Raw genomic sequence first — 21,220 nt, 5'->3', positions numbered from 1 at the left:
GTTGCGACCTAAAAATAACAAGAAAAAGTGAAAGCGAGAACAAAAAGGACAACTTTTAACTCGAATCCATAAGAGGTAACAGCATGAATTTTCTTTGGAAAAAAAGAAGTGATCTGACTAAAAGTAATTTCAATCCTTTTACGGGTAACCTTTTGAATAAACTCAGTAGCTCCGGAAAAAGCCCTTTTAGAATTTTTCTTTCTCTGAGGTAAGATAGAGACATTAAGAGCATCAGAAACAATATCTTCGAAAGAGTAATCATTGTAAGATTGATCAGCAAAAACAAAAGAGTTTTCAGGGATATCTAATTGAAATTGTTTGAGAACACGACAATCATTGCAGCCACCAGGAGCAAGCAAAAACTCAACTGGTAAACCAGTTTTGGTGACGAGCATATGAACCCGCAAACCGAAAAAATAACAACGTTTGCTTGCAACACAACTCCGATGATCTTGTGTATATTTTGCAACGACTAATGCGAATATTGTCACAGACCGGAATAGGGAAACTATCTATGATATAATCTCGCAGATTGTTTCGCTTACTAATTTCAGCAAACAAATGAAAAAGAGAAAGCCATACACTTTCACCAATAGCACGTATGCGGCGATTGAAACGACTTTTACTTAGCATTTTTTTGATGTAGCCATGTTCAGCTAAAAAGTTTCGTCCTTTTTCAAAGTTGCCAGAAAAGTAGAGCATAGAAACTAATGCTGTTGTCATAATTTCTGAATTAGTTAGGACGTGTCATCATTCAAAATATTGTGTGTTTTTTCGAGCCCGAGCCCGTTTGCGAGCCCGTTTCCGAAACTTTCACTAACAATTTATCAAAGAAGCAAAGTTTCTTTTTCCATCGCAAAAAACTAGTATTGAACCAATAAATCACTTTCTGTCGCTCTCAAAAAGTTTTCGGGCGCGGCTCGCAAACGGGCTCGGGCTCAATACTACTGGCGTATCATTAAATGAATCCGTTATATTTTTATCTGTATTGAATGATGACACGCCCTAGTCATTTTAACTTGAGGATCTTCTACAATCTTGAGTACTTGTGTTATCTCATCACATATACAGAAAACAATTATAATTTCTTTTTCCATGACTTTCTCCTTCTTGTTTTTCCTACTTTAAGAGAAGAGTCGTTATAACAGTATAAAAAACGATGTGTGCAATTCGATTTTTGAGGTTCGTGGTCGTGGATCGATATTCCATGTGCGAAAATTAGACTATTAACTTTGAAAGCATACAAATTATTCTATAGAGTAGTTTTTTGATTTTCTCTTTTTCTTTTGAGTCTATTATTTGGGCTATCTTAGCAACATCGAATACTGCACTACATTCATTTGCTGATGCTCTTGCTATAGAGAAAAACCGTGCTTTCTCTTTTTTGCTAAATTTGGCATTGCCTTCTGCTATATTAGCTGTAACCTGATGGCATTTTCTCCATCACATTAAATGTTTCTTTTGTATATTTTAGTGATACTTGATATACATCTAATTTTTCATGATTAAAATTCATTGCATTACCCTTACTTCGTGCCATGTGCCACGATTGCGTCTCACGAGATTCGAACCGCGCACATCGAATTTGTAAGAGTAATTATACCAGACTGTACGATAACTTTTATAGGTCGCAACTTGGGTTAAAATAATAGATATTGTAAAATGATAATGGCAGCGATAAACTTCGCATCAAATAGAATTTTTCAATTCTCTTAGAGAAGTGGCGGAAAACAATTTACCATTTCACATGCTCTTTTATCCATCAACGTCGTTATTTTTCATTTACAGAGCTACGGCTATGCGCGCTCAAAATGCCTAGTTGATCAATAAAACTTCTATTCAACCACCTCTCTTAAAAGTAATTCGCAAAGGCCAATATTCTAATTCGCAATTTTGCCTTTATCCTCTTCTAGCAAATCGATAAGATAATTATGGATTTCATCTCTGTCTTTTTTTGTTAGTAGTAAACATACTGTATTTCAAACCTTACATAGCCATAAACCAAACTCATAAATATCGAAATTACAAGCCCAACAATCATCGCTAGAATCCACGAAAAACCTATTTTATTGGATAGTTTATAAAATTTTTGATTTTCCTCACTCAATAAACACTCCTTAAAACAATTTTATAACAAGCTCTCTAAAAATTAGAATTTAAACGGATTCTCATATATATTTTATTCGTAAGCATCTTGAAAAGCTTTGGCTGTTAAGTTATGCAAATCTATAACTTTCTGTATCGGTTTTTGATAACCTCCAGCAAGATTTGTAACTACGGGAATTCTTAATTCGCGACAAACAGAATAAACAATTTTATCACGTAAATAGATCTGTTCAGAATTAAAGTGCCCTGAGCTTACTTCTGGATCATCTTCATGGCAATCTACACCTGCTTGATAAAACAGAATATCACAATGAGAAAAATTTTGTTTTATAAGGCTAGGTAAATCTTCTAACCATTGAGAGTTATTGTGTTTTTGTATGTCATAATAACCTAAGGAGTAATGATTGATAAAGTTTTGACTCTTTGTTTTACGAACAGTATTTGCAGTGCCATCCCCCACGTGAGAATCTAAATCAAGGATTCCAACCTGTTGTGCTTTGTGTTGTTTATGCAAAAGAATGGCTGCTATTGTTAAACCACAAAAGGTACAAAATCCATTCGCATAATTGTAGCCAGCATGATGAAAACCAGAGGTTGGAGAAAAAGTATTGTTTTTGTGTAAGTGAGCATGTATTGCTGCACACACAAAACTACCTGTCGTCCATTGCAGACTTTTAGCAACGTTTAATGACTTGTTACCAAAACCATTTTTTATCTTACCACTTAAAATTCCTCTTACATAATCTCGATCGTGGGCAACTGCGATTTCTTCTTGAGACAGAGCACGTATCTTCTTAATAATAACTGGATACCCTAGTTGTTTCCACCCATGCACAACCAATTTCGATTTTCTAGCGCTCGGAGAATAACCTACATTTTCCTCCACTTGTTGCCTTTTGTTATAAAAAACAAGCATTTCTTTTGACTTATGACCTATCATGATATTCCTGTTCTGTACGCGAACTTTCTACTAGCGCAAGTCGTAAACCTCACATTTTATTCCGTTTTTAGGTTATGTAGAATATAGGTCGGTTTGTAATCTAAAAAATCAAATTCTTGGTTGAGATTTGTAACCCCAGTCCCAATAAGAACCGAATCAATTCCAAAATCAACAGCACCTTTAATATCTGTAACCAATTGATCTCCTACCATCACAGCATCTTTTGTTCCACAACGAGCAAAAGCTTCTTCGAAAATATAGCGATGAGGCTTACCTAGGCGCGCGAAAGTTATATTTTCTTTAGGGTAACGCAACTTTAAAGCATTTTCTAAAATAAGGGCAAGACTACCACTGGTAATCCCAAAATACCCCTGTGTTTTAGGATAGATAAAGTCAGGATTTGCAAGAACTAAATGCAGAGACTTACCACAATCGAAGTGGTGAAACAACACTGATAATAATAGATCAAGTGTATCGATTACCGAATAATTTCCACCATCGCAAATAATGGCAACATCAACGATGGTATCTTTACTTTGTAACGGCACGATATTTCCACCGCACTCTTCTACGTAACCGCGAGCATCGTCACTCCCCAGAAATAAGCATCTTGATCCACTGAGATTATGATCTTTAAAATATCGCTTAATAAGGCTTCCAGAAGTAATAATTCGTTCTGAGGGAATATCAAGTTCTACATTTTTATATTTGTCTTTTAGTGTTTGTGGTTGTTTTGAAGAATCGTTAGTCACAATAAAATAAGGTTTTTGTAGTCTATTCAAACGAGAAATAAATTCTTTTGCGCCAGGCAAAGCAGAAGTTTGATCGACAATTACTCCGTAAGCGTCAAGTAGCAGTACCGAATATTTCTCTATAATTTTTTCAACGGATGTAATCATTTTGTTTTCCTTTGTGGTTCGTCAAAATTATTTGGAAATTTTTTTAAAAGGCATACTTTCTCTGTCACAGAGATAAGAATAGGGGTTTGGCGAACAAACATCAAAAACATTCGCCAGTCTCTAATTTTGCAAATTATTATGTCGAAATAATTCGACCCTTTAAAATGCGATTACTGTTATTAACTTTGACAATAAGAGCTGGACAAAGTTGTCTTACCACTTTACCTTTAGCGACATCAGGATGTTTTTGTATTATTGTTTTTTCAACGTATGGTTCAATACTCTTTGCTAAATCTTTTTTCGCAACAAAGTGTTTTACCGTAATTCTATGCTTACGTTTTATAAAACTATGCCACTCTTGTACACGCTTACGTATTTTGTCGAGAAAAGAATGTCCAATAGGCCGATCATCGTGGTATAAACTCCAAAAACATTCTTCTAGCGGTGAGTAATAAGTGGCTATTTTATAATCACTTGTTTTTGATAAGAGTAAACGTTCAAATGTTTGTTTACGTTTTTTTATCTCACTCACTACTACATTGCGATTGCTATGCAGAAGCATCGGAGATTTTTGCGTTAAATTTTCGATAGTACACTTTGCTTTAGGTTGGATGCGCGCATGTATAGATAAGAGTTCAAGTTCTCCGAGAATGCTACGCCAGTGAAGAGGAAGAGATCGCGCTGGATGATTGTTAGGAAAAGAAACGGTTGTCGGCAGAATTACTGTTGATACTGGAGATATATACTCTTTATCGTCTTTTTTTACTCCTGGTACAACTAAGATTACTTTTTGTACTTTTGCACGTTGCGAATGACAGTAGATTACTTTTCCAACTGCTTTTCGTAAATAGCCACCTATATCGGGATAAATAGTGAACCCCTCACCTTCCAAGCATGCTTTCCATTTTACCCAGCAATTACTAAATAATAGAACATGAGACTTATCTCCTTTTCCACAACCAACACTTGATACAACATTACTGCGCACAGCAGAAGCGTTTTTTATAAAAGTAACCACTTGTTTAGGATCGGAAATATCAAAATTAATTGGAATCTTATGCCAAGCTGGAACGCAATTATTCCATTCATTAATAGCGTTTATGAACTTTGATTTGTGAGATGTTTTTTTATTTGGAATTGCTGATGTGCGTATTATTTTATTCTTCGTTGCTTTGGGAACTGCATTTTTCATTGGTTTTTGCGCATTATTTTTTTTAGATGTGTTATCTTTTTTTGTTACTTGTTTCTGGATTGGCTTAGCAACACTCTTGCCCTCTTTTTGATTCGTAGTAGACTTACGAAGAGTGGGTTGCTTTTTCGATGCAATTTTTTGAACTGCGATTTCTCGTTTTTTTGGCGTAGTTTTTTGAGCCACAGCTTTTCGTTTTTTCGGCGTAGTTTTTTGAACCACAGATTCTTGCTTTTTTGGTGTAGTTTTTTGAACCGCAGATTCTTGCTTTTTTGGTATAGCTTTCTCAGTCACAGGTTCTTGCTTTTTTGGTGTAGCTTTCTCAATCACAAGTTCTTGCTTTTTTGGTATAGCTTTCTCAATCACAGGTTCTTGCTTTTTTGGTGTAGCTTTCTCAATCACAAGTTCTTGCTTTTTTGGTATAGCTTTATCAATCACAGACTCTTGCTTTTTTGATAACAAAGGTTTGTGTGCTACAGGTTTTTTGCTTTTTGGTCTAATCTTATCAGTAGACTCTTCTTTTTTAATTGTTTTTTTTTGCACTACATGTGTTTTGCTAATTTTTTCTTGAAAGGTATTCCTTTTTATTGGTCGAGCAACACTCTTAGGAGATACATAGTCGCGTACGTCAAATTCATTGGTTAATGTTTCACCATGAGCGTTGAATTCATTGTTTTTCGATGGTGGATCTATCATACGCAAAGTTTGCTCTGTTGTTTTATCTGATACTGCTTGGTCTTTCATATAATCTTGAATATTTAATAACGTCTCGCCATAAGAATCGTAATCGGAAGAATGTTTGGCTAAAGATTGTTCGTTGCTTGTTAGCTTTTCTATATGAGAAGAATCAAGACTTTGGATGTGATCTTGTAAAGGCCGAGATAATTTGTTGATCGGCATTATCGTTTCGGCAAAAGGATCAACTCTTTCTCCATTACTCAATTGCGATGGCGTAGAAATATGTTCAAAATGTTGCAAAGAAACTCGAAGATCAGAAGAAAAGACCTCTTCATTTGTGAAGCCAGCATAACGAAATATTGCCTGAATAGAAGAATGAACATTGAGTAATTTAAGGTCTCCTCCGTGGTATTGAGTAGTGGCAATATTTTCTAGAAAAGATTTAATAACAGGGGCTGATATATGTTCGACATTTTCCATATCGCAAACAATTTTGTAACTACCCAAATTAAATACACTACTAAAAGTTCCCTGTACTAAATCTATGGAATCTTCATTAATAATACCTTTTAGGGTAATTAATTTCACATTGTGTTCTATTTCTTGTGTATTAATTTTCATAGAAAATTACAACTCCCTAAATACATCAATTCATAAAATTAGTCTTATAACGTAGAGATTTTGATTTTTAGCGCAAAATTTTTGCAGAGCTGGGACTCGCAAACGGCTCAAAGTATTTCATGCTGAATGATGACAGACCCTATCATAAAATTTGTAAAGCATCTATAATATCGCGAAACATCGCGGTTATATTTGGATAACGTTTTTCAATGTTTTGATGCATTGCTTTGCGAACGATAGCTTCAAATACTGGTGGAATATCTGATACTAATTTTTTGATAGAAGTTAATTTACGCGTATTAATATTGAGAATAAGTGATTCTAATCCCTCTATTTCAAAATAAGGAGTTTTGCCACTTACTAAAAAATACATTACTGCTCCTAATGAATATATATCAGCACGCTCATCAACGGAAGCAGCATCATCAATTTGTTCTGGAGGGATATAACGCACAGTTCCAATCATCTGGTTTGCAAAAGTAATACTATTACCGCAAACTTTTACTACACCAAAGTCTATAATTTTTATATTTTCTTCATTCTCAAGTAAGATGTTACTTGGTTTTAAATCGCGATGAATAACACCTTGCTGATGTGTATAATGTAAAGCTTGTGCAATTTGTCCTGCTGTTCTTAACGTTTCTGCGGCAGTAAGAGGTCCATATTTTTTTATATACTCTTCTAAAGATATACCTTTTATATACTCCATTGCAATAAGTGGTCGTCCCTTAAACATCCCAAATTCATGTACTTTGACAATTTTTGGGTGATCAAATTTACTGCATGTTTGTACCTCTTGAACAAAACGCTCTAAAATGTGTTTGTCTATATCTTGCGCATGAAGAATTTTAAGCGCCACGGGTTCGTGAGTTATAAAATTTTCCGCTTTAAACACATCTCCTGTTGCCCCAGAACCGATATGCTCTACAATAATATAATCTCCTATTTTGCGCGGATCATCTTCGAAAACTTCTGGAACATCGAAATCATCCTCTCTATCTTCGAACTGCGTTTTTATAGGTGACTCATCCTGCTCTTTCTCTGGACAAAACTCTAAGTAAACAGATCCAATGCGAATACGATCTTTTGCCTTAAGAAAATATTTTTCTACTATAGAGTCGTTGACAAATGTTTGATTTTCATTGGTAAGATTTTTTACAAAAAATCCTTGGTCATTTTTGTATATTTGGCAGTGAAGTTCAGCAATTCCATCGTCATCTAATTGTAAATTACACCCTTTTCCTTTACCGATAGTAAGGCTGTTAGGTAGTGCGATACTGATTCCTGCCATAGAACCTGCGGTGATGAAAATCTTGGCAATCATTGACGATCTTTTCTTTTTAGATTATGAAATGTCTGAGTAACTGTTTGATAAAAACGTTTAACTTGTTGGTCTTCAGGATACTCTAAGTAATCAACAATTAGTTTCATAATTTCGGGAGGAACTTTGCGATTTTCTTCTAAATATTCTTGCGCGGAAAGATATTTAAGCGGTGATTTTCCTGTTAAAAGAAAAAAAAGTAATGTTCCTAAAACATACATATCATCACTTTTTTCTTTTATTGGTCGGTTGTAATATTTTTTTATTTCAGGATCGACGACATGGGTATCATAACCACTTTGTTGTAAGAAGTAAGCAGAGGATATATCAAATATTTTTGTTCTTTTTGTCAACTCTTCTACAACAATATGATGAGGGCATAAACAAATACCATGAATATTTAAACGATGTAAATACTCAATACCGCTAGCGATGTATGCAGCGATCTTTAAAGACCGCGATAACGATAAACGGTCCTTTTTTATCAGCCACATTTCAAGAGTGCACCCTTGAATATATTCTGTTACAAAAATTGGCACTCCATTGTCTTCGATAATGTCAAAAAAATTGATGATTCTTGCACTTTCGAGTGTTTTGTAAAAACTAACTTGTTCGACGAACTTATCTAAAGCGCTTGTAGAACTGTTAACAGGTAATTTCCGCAGCGCGACAATATCATGTTTTGTTTTGTGTTCTGCCTGATAGTTTTCACCAGCTCCAAAGTCGTCGATTTTTTTTAACAAACGATATTCCTGAATATACTCAACTTCTTCCACAGGAAGATCATTTTCACTCCAGGTTTCTGTAATTTCGTAGTTTTGCTTTTTTTTAGGAGAAGCCTTGCTTTTATCTATTGAAAACTCGATAACTATTTCAGCATTACCTAAGCGAATTACATCACCACTATTTAAATCGGTCGCACTTATTTTTGAACCATTTACATGGCTGCCATTGGTACTACCTAAATCAACAAAGCGACAACCTTCTGCAGAAACATCGATTTGGCAATGCATGCTAGAAATTTTGCTGTCATTCACAATTAAATTGCAACGCTTATTTCGCCCTACAATAATCTTTTCGTTTTCTTTAAACGTCAACACCATTTCTTGATCGTTGTTTTTTAAGATGAGTTTTCCCTGCATGGGCTATTCTTTCTTTAAACGAGATAATACTTGGTAGATCGCTTTGTACATATGTTGCGCAGAGCGAAACCTATTTTCTTTATTTTTAGCCATAGCTTTACGTACAACTTTGATTACAACAGGAGGAATATCAGTAACTATACTTGTGATCGGAACAGGAGGATTTTTATATATGTGTTTAAGTAAAACACTTTTTTTAGTGGTGGCCACTTCTGCATATGGTGGTATTCCAGTCAACATGTGATACAGTGTCGCACCTAGGGAATATACATCTGCGCGAACATCCACACCTTTAGAATCGCGAATTTGTTCTGGGGCCATATAACGCGGTGTCCCAATAACATTGCGTTCCATTGTTAGATCTGTTTCTTCTAACATTTTTGCTAAACCAAGATCGATTAACTTCACTTGGTGCGTTCCTTCTTCTACTATAACATTTGCTGGCTTCAAATCGCGATGTATAATGTTGTTTTTGTGTGCATACGCCAAACCATGAGCGATATGTCCTGCTATTTTAAGTGCATTTTTATAATGAACTTTACCATTTTTGGAAACCCACTTATTAAGAGCATGTCCCTCAATACATTCCATAGAGAAATAATGACGCCCTTTATGTTCTCCTAGTTCAAAAACTTTGATTATACGAGGGTGATCAAGAGCAATTAGTGCCCGTGCTTCTCGTAGAAATCGTTCAACTAAAGTTTCGCGCAGATTCGATTTTTGATTGAGGATCTTGATAGCAACAATTTCATGAGGTTTATGGAGAGGAGCTGCTTTATACACTTCTCCAATACCTCCTTGCCCTATTTTTTCAATGATGCGATAGTTTCCAATAATATCCTTATCAGTATGCTCTTCTTTTTTAGGTTCCTCATGGATTGCTTCCATCTCTGCCCAAGTAATGTCTTGCTCTGAGTCTTCTTCTATTTCGTATTCGAAAAATAATTTTACATCGCCAACCTGTATCTCATCTCCGTTATACAATTGCCGACTTCGCACTCTTGTGTTATTAACATATGTTCCATTAGTGCTATTTAAATCAATGATATAAAAATAGTTACCGAATACTTCAATACAACAATGATGAGAAGAAATTTTACTATCTTGTAGTTGTATCGTACAATCATTCAAACGGCCCATAGATGTTTTAGTTTTCGCATCTAAAGAAAATTTGACATTCCCACTATCTTTTTTTACAGATAAATACGCTTGCATAAAAGGTTTAACCATCAATATTGTAGGGGTTTAGGGTGTATCCCTATTTGGATTTTTATAAAATTCGAATTATTTTGGGTATAGTGCAGTACTTTGAAGACCACAACGTCATGTGTCTTCAAAGTAATAAAGTTAGCCTACAATTTCTCGACAAAATCCATTTTATAATAGCCTTGTTTTATGGTAACAACTCCAGACAACGGATTTACTTCTATAGTCGTTTCTTCATTTTGATCATTGTTAAGATGAATTACATGTCCAGCTAAAATTCCCAAAGGGGATATCTCGATCTCTACCCATCCTTCTCGATACTTACGATCTCCAGCAACATCAACATCTTTATAGGAAACACCGCGAGAGACAAATTTTTTCTCCATTGATTCAAACTTGTCTTTTTCGTTAGTGATATATAATTCATAATAACCTTTACTTATATTGTAACGCAATTTGGTAGGTTTCCCGCTCATAACAGCATGGCTCATACCCAAATTCACAATAGAAGAAATGCTACGCGTTGATGCTTCTAGTCGCGATGAGGGAGTCATCGAATCGAGATTCATTGTCACCAGTCCCATCATCAAACCCATTATTACCACAACTACCATAATTTCAATTAGCGTAAAACCACATTTATTATTTTTATTCATACGAAAAAATCCTTATTTAATACATACAGATCGTACTTGAGGAAAGCTTGTAAACCCGGCAAATGCTTTGATAAAACCATCCTGTTTCAAAGTCGTCATTCCTTGTTCAATCGCTTTTTCTCGTATTACAGCTGCTTTGCTTTTTTCTTGAATAAGTTGTTTAACTTCATCTGTACCTGTCAAAAGCTCATGAATACCAATACGGCCACGACATCCTGTATTGTGACACTTTGAACAGCCCTCACCTATATGATATATTGCTTCTTCTTGGGCTGGAATTAAACCACTTCCCGATTCCAAAAGTTGATCAAATTGCTTTTCGCCAAATTCTTTGCGTATCGATTGGTACATATCTTCTTCCATCGGCGTACTACTCAGGCACTTCTCACACACACGACGTGTTAAGCGTTGTGCCATAACACCCAAAAGAGCGTCGGCAAAGTTGAAGGGGTCAAGCCCCATATCAATAAGGCGGGTAATTGTTTCCGGCGCACTGTTGGTGTGCAGTGTACTAAACACTAAGTGTCCTGTAAGCGAAGCTTCAATCCCCATTGATGCAGTTTCATGGTCACGCATCTCTCCAATCATAATAACATCGGGGTCAGCACGAAGAAACGAGCGCATCGCAGCAGCAAAAGTAAAACCAATTTTAGGAAGTACTTGTACTTGGCGTAGTCCTTTTTGAGTGATCTCGACAGGATCTTCTGCTGTCCAAATCTTGCGATCTGGTTTATTAATAAATCCAAGAGCAGAGTGTAAGGTTGTTGTTTTACCAGAACCTGTTGGTCCTACAACAAGAACTAAACCATATGGTATTTGCACTAATTTTTTAAACTCATCTAAATTTCGCGTCTGAAAACCCATGTTTTCAATTGGTATTGGTTTACTTGCAGCAAGAATACGCATTACCGCATCTTCGTTACCATTTACGGTTGGAATTGTTGCTACACGAAGTTCTATATCAAGCGGACCAAAATTTCGAAATGGGATTTTGCCATCTTGGGGCAAACGACGTTCAGCGATATCTAAATCGCACATGATTTTGATACGCGTGACAAGGGCTCTTTTAAGCTCGTTGGGAATACGTCTGTATTCGCGGCACTGTCCATCAACGCGAAAGCGAATTAGTGTTTCTTCTTTACCCCGATATGGTTCAATGTGAATATCAGAAGCACCTTCATTAAAAGCGTCGACAATAATGCGGTTTGTTAAGCGAATGATTCCTCCGTCAACTGTCTCTTGAACATCACCTTCTTTTTCTTCTTCTTTGTCTTTCGCTTTTACGGACGCTTCGCGTACCATAAAATCAAAATCTTCGCCAGAAAGAACATTCATTTTTTCTAGCGTATTGCGCTTGGTATCAGAAGTTTCTGTTTTTGGTGCTGTCTTGTAAACCTCTTTCATCTTGTCGTGAATATCTTGCAGTTTCGCGAGCACAAAAGTGATCTTTTTTTTCGTGCAAATCTCAAGTGTTTCTTTTATCTCGCTGCTGAATGGATCGTTAACAGCCACTGTTAGATTATCACCTAGGAGGGATAAAGGAATTGCTTGATATTTTCGAGCATCCTTAGCAGATAGGAGGTTTAACACAGGTTCATCGATGTGTTTAACTTTAGTTAAGTCAACAGGAGTCATGTGTCCATCAATAGCGATTAAGTTGATAAGACGATCTTCTGATAAAACATCTTCTTCTATTAAAAGTTCAGCAAGAGTAACTTTATTTTCCTTTGCTTTACTAAGAAAATCGTCGATCTCATTCATATTCATAAATTTAGTATTTATTAAAGCACGGCGTAATCTAAAATCCGAACTTGCATACTTCAAAGATGTCGTAGTTTGCCCCACGTTCTACCTCCTAAAGCCTTTTGATAATCCTGTAATAAAACAATTGCAAGTGTTCGTTCTCCAAAACTAAAACCAAGCGAGCTAATAATTAAAGTTTTGGAATTAGAGAACTCTAACAAAATCAATCCTTACTAGAGCATCTCGACACGCCCTAATATTAAGATTTACATTATACAATAAATGAATAAACAATTTAAAGCTTATTTCATTGCAAAATTTTCTTGCATACAACTTGTATAAAATTACAATGAAAGAATACGCTACATGAATGCCTCTTACCATCGAAAATACAGGAGAAGCAATGTCTAAAGAACATGATATTTATATCGGGCAATTTGCCGTGTCTATTGGAATGATAAGTTCTCAGCAGCTATCTTCTTGCCTAAAAATTCAGGCACACTTTAGTAATAATGGTAAATATTATTCTCTTTTAGACATTTTACGTCACAAAAATTTTATTTCAGAATCGCAAATCCACGTATTACAAAAAACAACAACTGGAGAAGAGCACAATACTCAAACAGTGAATACCAATGTTCCTTTGAAAATAGCTAATCGTTATCAAGTTATCAAAGAATTAGGACGTGGTGGTATGGGAATAGTTTATCATGCGTGGGATGAAGTTTTTGAACGCAACATTGCGATTAAAATTCTTCGTAACTTTGACGGTAACCATAAAATGTCCGCGCGTTTCATGCGCGAAGCAAAGGCGATGGGCAAACTCAAACATCCTAACATTGTCGAAATATTTGATATTGGAATGGAAAAAGATTTTCATTATTTTACTATGGAATATGTAAAAGGTCGTGATCTACGTCATTTAATGTCGCAAAATATCGGTTTACGACAAGCTGTTCGAATTGTAATACAGGTACTAAAAGCTCTGCAGCATGCTCATAGTAAAGGAATTATCCATCGTGATATTAAGCCTGATAATATAATGATTGCAGGGAAACATGTAAAGGTTATGGATTTTGGCCTTGCGAAAATAGTAGAAGAAAAAATAAAAATATCAAAAACGGGTAATGCTATAGGAACTGTTCACTACATGTCACCAGAGCAAATGCTTGCAGAAACTAAAAAAATTAGTTTTACAACAGACATATACTCAACAGGAGTCACGCTATATGAACTTCTCGTAAATCGTACACCATTTGTAGCAAAATCCTTTGTTGAAGCAGTTAAGAAAATGAATTCTTCTTTTGCAGCGCCACACACTATAAAAACTAAAATTCCCAAACAGCTTAGCGATATTTGCATGAAATCTTTAGAGAAAAAATTACCCAAACGTTATCAAACAACAGAAATGTTTATTCAGGATTTGCAAAATTTTGTCGATAAGAAAAAAAATGTTCATGCTACAGCTAAATCGTCCAAAACGCTTTACGGATTAATATCTATTGTTGCCATAATCTCCTTGTTTCTTCTTTTCTCAAAATCTGTAGGCGCTGAGAAAAAGCCAAAAAATGTGGTGCGTATCGAAGAAAAAACACCTGTATCAAGTAAAGATATCTCCTTAGTGTATCGCGGGGATTTGTCTCGCTCAGGTTTTTACGAAATGAAACCTTTGGCAAAAATTTCGAACATTAAGTGGTCGTTTCCTACAAGAGAGCGTATAAAAAGTTCTCCTCTTGTTGATAATGGTATACTTTATTTTGGAAGTTACAATCGTAATTTTTACGCTTTTGATACAAAAAACGGTAAAATTATTTGGCAATTTACTACACAAGGTTATATTTACTCAAGCCCTACAATAGATGGCAATATTGTTTATATTGGCAGCCACGATGGAAATATGTACGCTTTAGATAAACGCAGTGGAAAACAAATCTGGAAATTCCGTACACCTGATAGTATTTTGTCATCACCTATTGTGAAAAACAATGTTGTGTATTTTGGTTGTCACGATGGAAAGATTTATGCTGTAAATGCTACCACAGGAAAACAAATCTGGTATTACAAAACCGGAGACAAGATTCTATCTTCACCTGCTATTTTACATGAAAAACTATATGTAGGAAGTAATGATGGGTTTTTATATGCCATCAATACTAACTCAGGGCAATTGTCATGGAAATTTGCAACGCGCGGCGTAATTAAATCAACGCCAGCAATAAGTAACAATACTATTTACTTTGGTAGTTTTGATGGCTTTGTATATGCTCTAAGTGTCAAAGGGCAAGAGATATGGAAATTCAAAACAGGTGCAGAAATTCACTGTTCTGCAGCGATCAAAGACTTTGTTTATATTGGAAGTAACGATGGTTACTTTTATGCTTTAGGTAAAAATAAAGGTACGTTAAAATGGAAAACCTTTGTAAAGGCTCCTGTTGTTATGTCTCCTTGTATTTTCGGCGATGCAATTTACTATAGCTCTTTATCAGGAATGTTGTATAGTGCTAATTCTTACAATGGAAAAACACAGTGGCAACAACAACTTAGTTGTAAATTTTCTAGTCCCGTTATTGAACAAGGAACTCTGTTTTTTGGTAGTTTCGATGGCACAATCTATGCCGTACACTAAGGATTTTTATGAGAAACAATTTTAGTTATAATCGCGTATTTATACCCGAATTTTTTTCCACAGTCATCATCTCAATTATTGTGACTCTAATCACGGGTTTTTGGTTTTCTTCAACAGTAAACCAAGCAAGTAGTATTCACAAAACACCTTCTATTGTACTCTATACACTCCTTGTTATATTTGCTGTATTTATTTCGATATATTTTCGTCGTAAATATTCATATTTTGTTTTAGATAGTAAAGGATTTGAGCGCAAAGGTTCTTGGTACAGTGCTCCCTTTGTTGGCTTTGATGAAATTCAAAAAATACGAGAAAGCCGCGGAGAATTTTTTGGTAAAGAATCTCGTTATTTAAATATTGAATTAAAAAACAATGAAGTGATAAAAATCTACGACTATGTTTTTGGGTATGATCAACTGCGTGCGCTGATTGAAAAACAGAGAAAAAAGAAAATCTCCCAAGACGCTTTTCTTACTCATGGGCATGTACACAATTTTGCCAATGAAAACCACGACACACTTGCACAAAAACTATTGCAAAAAAGTAATATCAGGGACAAAGTTTTTGGTAATCCAAATAACTTCTATGATTCTATTGTCGAACTAGGCCGTCGTATCTTGTGCTTGTTACCAGTATGTATAACTGATTTTTATTTGAAAATTATGATAGACACTATTTTTGGAAAAAATAAAGAACAACCGACTCCTCTATCTTACTACTCAAGTTTTATTTCTCTGTTAGTATCGATTATGGTTGCACGCTATGTATACTTTAATCTATTTTCATACGAAAAAGGTTTACGTTATCATCTAAAGGCTAAAAGAAAATGAAAACTTATTTTTTTACTCACGATAGTTGCTTAAAGCACAATGCTGGTTTGCAACATCCAGAACGTCCGCAGCGTTTACAATCTATATATGATAGCATTCGTCAACAAAATATTTCCCTTGAAAAGCGAGTTCCTTATAAAGCTTGTAGTGAACACCTTACTCTGGCTCATAGTGATGAGCACGTAAAAAGAGTGCTCGATACTAGTGGAAAAAGTACTAGTTTTGATGCCGACACTAAAACCAATGAGAGTAGCGTTGACGCAGCTTTGTATGCCGCTGGTGCATGTATTGAATCAGTAGATTTAGTTTTACAAAATCCCGCAACTACCACTTTTTGCGCTGTTCGTCCTCCTGGACACCACGCAGAGAGTAATCGCGCTATGGGATTTTGTTTATTCAATAGTGCTGCAGTCGCTGCTGCTTATGCGATTAAACATAAGAACTTGCAGAGAGTACTCATTTTTGATCCAGATGTTCACCATGGAAATGGTTCACAAGAAATTTTTTATAAACGTCGTGATGTTTTTTATACTTCGATACACCAATACCCTCATTATCCAGGAACAGGTGCTGTGAGTGAAACGGGAGAAGGCGCTGGTTTAGGTTACAACTTAAATTTCCCCCTTCGCAGTGGAGAAGGCGATGATACATATATATATTTGGCACAAAATGCAATTCTTGGTATAATAAAAAACTTTCAACCACAGCTTATAATTTTTTCCGCAGGTTTCGACTCTCACAAACTAGATCCTTTAGCAAATATGGAAGTAACAAGCTTAGGTTTTTGTCAAATGTACACTGTCATTATGCACTACGTACTAGAGCAAAAAATTCCTTTTTTTTATACTTTGGAAGGTGGTTATTCTTTGGAAGGTTTAAGTTCAAGTACCACACTTTTACTTGAAACAATCACAACTGAAAATTGGCCCCGCATTCCTCAAGTTAAACCTTCTGCTTATGTTGAAAGCCTCGTAGAGAAACACTCAAAAACATTTAAATTATAAAGGACACACAATGAAAATAATAATCACTCTTTTCTTTTGTTTCTTGTGCTCTCTATCTCAAGCAGAAGACTATATGACTCTCCATGTTGATGCCACAGATCTAACGAGAGGTCTTTTAACAGCTGAAATGGAAATATATACTAGTGATACAGAAATTGTAATGTGGTATCCAAAGTGGATTCCTGGAATTCATGGTCCACGAAACCCTGTTGAAAATATAGGAGGAGTGTACTTTTACTCTGAAAAAGGCAAAGAATTGAAGTGGCAACGAAATTCTCATGAACCATTTCGTTTTGTTTGCAAGTTAGATCAGGATACAAAAAAAGTACGAATTAAATTGCGGTATATATGCAATCAGCCTAACGGTAACTCCACTGGAATAGATAGCTACGGTAATTCGCAAATGGGAGTAATCAATTGGAATACCGTTTTGCTGTATCCCGCCTGGAAAAACAACCAACTTAAAGTACGCACAAAATTAACACTTCCTGCTGGCTGGAAACATGCTAGTGCTCTACAAACTAAAGGCCAAGAAAAACAAGAAATTACTTTTGCAGAAACAACACTGCAAGAATTAATCGATAGTCCTCTCATCTGTGGACAGCACTTGCGTACCATCGATTTAAAAGTTGATAATTTTCCTCCACATTACTTACACCTTGTAGCAGAATCAAGTCGCGACTTAAATATTCCAGAAGGGCTTGTACAAAAATACCGTAAATGCATACAGCAAGCTCAAAAAATATTCGCAAAAGCACACTTCCGCGAATATCATTTTTTAGTTTTTATGAGTAATCGTCTCCCTTCTACAGGATTAGAACATCTCTCCTCCAGTTTAAACGGTATAGGAGAAAAAGATTTTTTTAATAGCTGGAATCTAAAAGGTTGGGTTGGTAGTCTTCTTCCTCATGAATATGTCCACTCGTGGTGTGGAAAGTATCGTCGTCCTGTCGGTATGCATACCCCTGACTACCATAGCAACAAAGATACCCGGCTTTTATGGATCTATGAAGGTTTAACCACATATCTAGGAGAAGTGCTTGCTGTACGTAGTGGTTTTTTAACACCAGAAGAATACATTCCACGTTTCACACGTAAACTCAACTACCTAACCAAACAAGTTGGACGTAGTTGGCGCCCACTAGAAGACACATGTATATGCTCATATACGCTAAGACAACGAAGTAAAAGCTGGGGTGTGTGGCGCCGTGGCCAAGACTATTATGACGAGGGTCTTCTCTTATGGTTAGAGATAGACACTATGATTCGTCATCGTACTTTTGGTGAAAAATCGCTAAATGATTTTTGCATCAAATTTTTTGGAAAAAGTAACTCTCAACAAATACTCGCATTTGACCTACTTGAGGTTTATCAAATCTTAGACGATATTGTTCAGTACGATTGGAAAAATTTTATTGAAGGCCGTATAAAAGAACCAAAAGAACAACTCCCTTTAAACCTCGTTAATTTGTGCGGTTATCGAATGATTTATACCAATAAAGCTTCCAAATATTTACAAGAACTTCAAAGCAGACGTAAGTACATTGATGCTTCAGATTCACTAGGCATTTTATTTGGCTACGATGGACAAATACGAAAAATAATCCCTGGTATGGTTGGGGATTTATCAGGAATCGCACCAGGCATGCAAGTAACAGGGATTAACGGACAAAAATTTACAGTATCGAACCTCGAAAGTGCTATTGCTAACAGCATTGTCACCAACAAAATAGAGCTTCTTGTTTTTCAACGTTATACATACAAAATATTAAGCCTGAAGTATGATGGTGGGGCAAAATATTTACGTTTAGAACGCGTACCAAATTCTGCCGACATGTTAACAAAGATATTGCAGCCTGTGAGATAGGGGAAAATTTTGAACGTTACTTTTTTAGGAACAGGTACATCTCAAGGAGTACCTGTTCCGATGTGCGACTGCAAGGTTTGTACATCAAACGATTTTCGCGATCAAAGACTGCGTACTTCTGTTTATGTTGAGCACAAAAATGTAAATATAGTTATTGATACTGGTCCTGATTTTAGACAGCAATTACTACGGGAAAAGATTACCCAAATAGATGGTATCCTGTTTACTCATGGCCATCACGATCATATTTCAGGACTTGATGATGTACGTTGCTTCAACTTTAAATATAAAAGATCAATGGCAATATACGCAAGTAAAAGTGTAGAAAAAAGACTTCGTCAGGTATTTTCATATATTTTTGCGTCTTTAAAATATCCTGGAGCACCCCAAGTACATATGACAAGAATCAAAAACCAAATATTCCAGGTCAAAGGTCTTAAAATAACACCAATTAACGTACATCATGGTCAGCTTCCCATTCTTGGCTTTCGCATAGGTGATTTTACCTATCTAACAGATACAAGTTCTATCCCCGAAAGCGAAGATGAAAAAATATACGGATCTAAAGTAATTGTTCTTGATGCTCTACGTCAAACTCCTCATCCGACGCATTTACATTTACAAGACTCTATAAAAGTTATTGAGAAATACCAACCCGAAAAGGCATATTTTATACATATGAGTCATCAAATGGGACTACACAAAGAAGTAGAAGAAAACCTTCCGCCAAACATGTATCTAGCTTATGATGGTTTAAAGATACAGGTGCAAGAATCATGATTATTATTATTGATGGTTATAATTTACTATTTCATGATTGTTGGCCTTATCATGATGAAGTACTAGAGAATAGTCGCCAAAAATTGATTTCTTTTGTTATTTCTTTTAAGAAAAAAATGCGCGTACGAAGAATAATCATTGTTTTTGATGGCTGCGCTGGCATTGGTCCATATAAAAAACAAACTCAACAAAACGGTGTCGAAATTATCTATGCTATTTGCCAAGGGAAAGCCGACGAAAAAATAATTGCGTTAAGCGGAGAGCTAAATAATGTTGTTGTTGTTACTGCTGATAGACGCGTCGTAAAATACTCAAAAAGAAACCGTAGCGACATAATTACTCCCCAACAATTTACGCAAAAATTACTTAAAGCCAATAGAAAAGAATCGCAAAAACAAATTGCAATGCCATCCAATAACGTTGATGAGTGGTTACAAGAATTTGGAATGGCTGATGAAATTGAAATACCTAAAAAACTAGATGAAGAATTACCACAAATTCCTGATTTCCACGAAGAAGAATCTTGTCCTGAAGAAGAAACTCTTTTGGATGAAGAATCAGTTGAAGACTGGATGAAGTGGTTTCGTATGAAAGAGAATAATGATGGGTGATACAAAAAAATTACTAGAATTATTTAATGAAAAGGCTCCGATCGCTCAATTATTTGGAATGAAATTATCTTTCGATGACCAAAAAAACGCGCGTATTCATTTACCATATAATCCCAATCTCGACCACGCCCTAGGGCTGGTTCATGGTGGTATATACGCCACGATGTTAGATAATGCTGGATGGTTTACAGTCGCTGGACACAATGAGAATAATAACTTTTGGATCGCTACAACAGAAATGTCGATTCATTTTTTACTACCTGCGAAGCAAACCGAACTTGTGGCTATTGGAAAAATAATAAAATTAGGAAAACGGCAAAGTATCGCTGAAATGTCCCTGTTTGATGGTAACGACAATCTTGTTGGGCACTCAACGGGAACATTTATGCAATTGTCAAATGTTGCAATGTAAAACTTCACAATGTTTTGGTTATTCTCATACAGAGAAAGGTGCGGTAAGTGGATAGAATAAAACCATGTCTTTACGATGAAAAAAAAGGTTTGAAATTTGAGTTGGAATTCACTTCCGATAACAAAATTGGTAGAGGAACCTCTCCCAAAGCCAAAAATATAACGATTAACCTAGTAAACGAAAGCGTTTCAAGTAACCACGCAATTATTCGTTGCCGTAAAGGAAACTGGGTTCTATGCGATGAAAGTACCCACGGTTCGAAAGTAAATGAAAAATTAGTACACCAGAGCACCTCTCCTCTCCGCCACAAAGACAAAATACAAATAGGAGAGTACCAATTCATATTTTTCGATGAAGAAGCCATTTCAAGTATTGGTGGTACACAAGAGATTTCACTAAAAACAATCAACTTAGAGAAAACAACACAAAAACAAACGCAAACAGTGCAACACCACTATGATAAATGGGAACAAGATCGGCGACCAGAAATTATCATTATTGCATTTATATGTATGATTTTGTTTATGGTATTATTTATAGGGATTTTCTTTAATTTTTTCTTTCAACTTTAATTTATTTGGGGCGTGTC

At 35.7% G+C, this 21,220-nt stretch carries 20 protein-coding genes; 8 read left to right on the top strand and 12 right to left on the bottom strand.

All coding sequences use genetic code 11. The annotated features are described in order from the left end of the window. Nucleotides 1-8: 8 nt before the first annotated feature. The 12 genes from UABHE_RS03350 to UABHE_RS03295 form a co-directional block, all read right to left on the bottom strand. A complete protein-coding gene (locus UABHE_RS03350) occupies nucleotides 9-395 on the bottom strand; it encodes a hypothetical protein (RefSeq protein WP_372368808.1) in 387 nt (128 codons plus the stop codon). After that, a complete protein-coding gene (locus UABHE_RS03345) occupies nucleotides 364-723 on the bottom strand; it encodes a hypothetical protein (protein ID WP_372368807.1) in 360 nt (119 codons plus the stop codon). The genes UABHE_RS03350 and UABHE_RS03345 overlap by 32 nt, the downstream gene beginning before the upstream one ends. 495 nt (nucleotides 724-1,218) lie before the next feature. After that, nucleotides 1,219-1,413 (bottom strand): four helix bundle protein, encoded by a 195-nt coding sequence (locus UABHE_RS03340; protein ID WP_372371558.1) that lies wholly within the window; start codon nucleotides 1,411-1,413, stop codon nucleotides 1,219-1,221. A gap of 544 nt (nucleotides 1,414-1,957) precedes the next feature. Next, complete coding sequence (locus UABHE_RS03335; protein WP_372368806.1) at nucleotides 1,958-2,107, bottom strand: hypothetical protein; 150 nt, start codon at nucleotides 2,105-2,107, stop codon at nucleotides 1,958-1,960. A gap of 72 nt (nucleotides 2,108-2,179) precedes the next feature. Further along, nucleotides 2,180-3,046: a histone deacetylase gene (locus UABHE_RS03330; RefSeq protein ID WP_372368805.1), complete on the bottom strand. Its 867-nt coding sequence runs from the start codon at nucleotides 3,044-3,046 to the stop codon at nucleotides 2,180-2,182. A 56-nt stretch (nucleotides 3,047-3,102) separates the two neighbouring features. Next, entirely contained in the window at nucleotides 3,103-3,945 is an 843-nt protein-coding gene (locus tag UABHE_RS03325) for an HAD-IIA family hydrolase (RefSeq protein WP_372368804.1), read from the bottom strand. Between the two features lie 136 nt (nucleotides 3,946-4,081). Then, the gene (locus tag UABHE_RS03320; protein ID WP_372368803.1) at nucleotides 4,082-6,433 is read right to left on the bottom strand and encodes an STAS domain-containing protein; all 2,352 of its coding nucleotides are present in this window, start codon (nucleotides 6,431-6,433) and stop codon (nucleotides 4,082-4,084) included. A 142-nt stretch (nucleotides 6,434-6,575) separates the two neighbouring features. Beyond that, on the bottom strand, nucleotides 6,576-7,757 hold the full coding sequence (locus UABHE_RS03315) for a protein kinase (protein ID WP_372368802.1): 1,182 nt from the start codon (nucleotides 7,755-7,757) through the stop codon (nucleotides 6,576-6,578). Then, on the bottom strand, nucleotides 7,754-8,896 hold the full coding sequence (locus UABHE_RS03310; protein WP_372368801.1) for an FHA domain-containing protein: 1,143 nt from the start codon (nucleotides 8,894-8,896) through the stop codon (nucleotides 7,754-7,756). The genes UABHE_RS03315 and UABHE_RS03310 overlap by 4 nt, the downstream gene beginning before the upstream one ends. 3 nt (nucleotides 8,897-8,899) lie before the next feature. Beyond that, nucleotides 8,900-10,111, bottom strand: a complete 1,212-nt coding sequence (locus tag UABHE_RS03305; protein ID WP_372368800.1) for a protein kinase — start codon at nucleotides 10,109-10,111, stop codon at nucleotides 8,900-8,902. A gap of 137 nt (nucleotides 10,112-10,248) precedes the next feature. After that, nucleotides 10,249-10,758 (bottom strand): Tfp pilus assembly protein FimT/FimU, encoded by a 510-nt coding sequence (locus UABHE_RS03300; RefSeq protein ID WP_372368799.1) that lies wholly within the window; start codon nucleotides 10,756-10,758, stop codon nucleotides 10,249-10,251. Nucleotides 10,759-10,770: 12 nt separating this feature from the next. Beyond that, nucleotides 10,771-12,603 (bottom strand): GspE/PulE family protein, encoded by a 1,833-nt coding sequence (locus UABHE_RS03295; protein ID WP_372368798.1) that lies wholly within the window; start codon nucleotides 12,601-12,603, stop codon nucleotides 10,771-10,773. Between the two features lie 301 nt (nucleotides 12,604-12,904). Here UABHE_RS03295 and UABHE_RS03290 point away from each other — a divergent pair, with 301 nt between their 5' ends. Genes UABHE_RS03290 through UABHE_RS03255 form a run of 8 tightly spaced genes read left to right on the top strand, consistent with a single transcriptional unit; the run spans nucleotide 12,905 to nucleotide 21,203 of the window. Beyond that, nucleotides 12,905-15,127, top strand: coding sequence for a PQQ-binding-like beta-propeller repeat protein (locus UABHE_RS03290; protein ID WP_372368797.1), 2,223 nt, complete (start codon nucleotides 12,905-12,907; stop codon nucleotides 15,125-15,127). A gap of 8 nt (nucleotides 15,128-15,135) precedes the next feature. Continuing rightward, entirely contained in the window at nucleotides 15,136-15,957 is an 822-nt protein-coding gene (locus UABHE_RS03285) for a hypothetical protein (RefSeq protein ID WP_372368796.1), read from the top strand. Beyond that, a complete protein-coding gene (locus UABHE_RS03280) occupies nucleotides 15,954-16,961 on the top strand; it encodes a histone deacetylase (protein ID WP_372368795.1) in 1,008 nt (335 codons plus the stop codon). Before UABHE_RS03285 ends, UABHE_RS03280 begins: the two co-directional genes overlap by 4 nt. A gap of 10 nt (nucleotides 16,962-16,971) precedes the next feature. Then, nucleotides 16,972-18,828 (top strand): hypothetical protein, encoded by a 1,857-nt coding sequence (locus UABHE_RS03275; RefSeq protein ID WP_372368794.1) that lies wholly within the window; start codon nucleotides 16,972-16,974, stop codon nucleotides 18,826-18,828. A gap of 9 nt (nucleotides 18,829-18,837) precedes the next feature. Beyond that, nucleotides 18,838-19,608 (top strand): MBL fold metallo-hydrolase, encoded by a 771-nt coding sequence (locus tag UABHE_RS03270; RefSeq protein WP_372368793.1) that lies wholly within the window; start codon nucleotides 18,838-18,840, stop codon nucleotides 19,606-19,608. Further along, nucleotides 19,605-20,219, top strand: a complete 615-nt coding sequence (locus UABHE_RS03265) for an NYN domain-containing protein (protein ID WP_372368792.1) — start codon at nucleotides 19,605-19,607, stop codon at nucleotides 20,217-20,219. The genes UABHE_RS03270 and UABHE_RS03265 overlap by 4 nt, the downstream gene beginning before the upstream one ends. Further along, the gene (locus UABHE_RS03260) at nucleotides 20,209-20,631 is read left to right on the top strand and encodes a PaaI family thioesterase (protein WP_372368791.1); all 423 of its coding nucleotides are present in this window, start codon (nucleotides 20,209-20,211) and stop codon (nucleotides 20,629-20,631) included. Before UABHE_RS03265 ends, UABHE_RS03260 begins: the two co-directional genes overlap by 11 nt. A gap of 47 nt (nucleotides 20,632-20,678) precedes the next feature. Then, nucleotides 20,679-21,203: an FHA domain-containing protein gene (locus tag UABHE_RS03255; RefSeq protein ID WP_372368790.1), complete on the top strand. Its 525-nt coding sequence runs from the start codon at nucleotides 20,679-20,681 to the stop codon at nucleotides 21,201-21,203. Nucleotides 21,204-21,220: the final 17 nt, after the last annotated feature.

This window comes from Candidatus Uabimicrobium helgolandensis, from assembly GCF_041508025.1.
Lineage (GTDB): Bacteria > Planctomycetota > Uabimicrobiia > Uabimicrobiales > Uabimicrobiaceae > Uabimicrobium > Uabimicrobium helgolandensis.
Note: the sequence above shows the minus strand (reverse complement) of the source record. Positions and strands in the feature narration are given on the sequence as shown.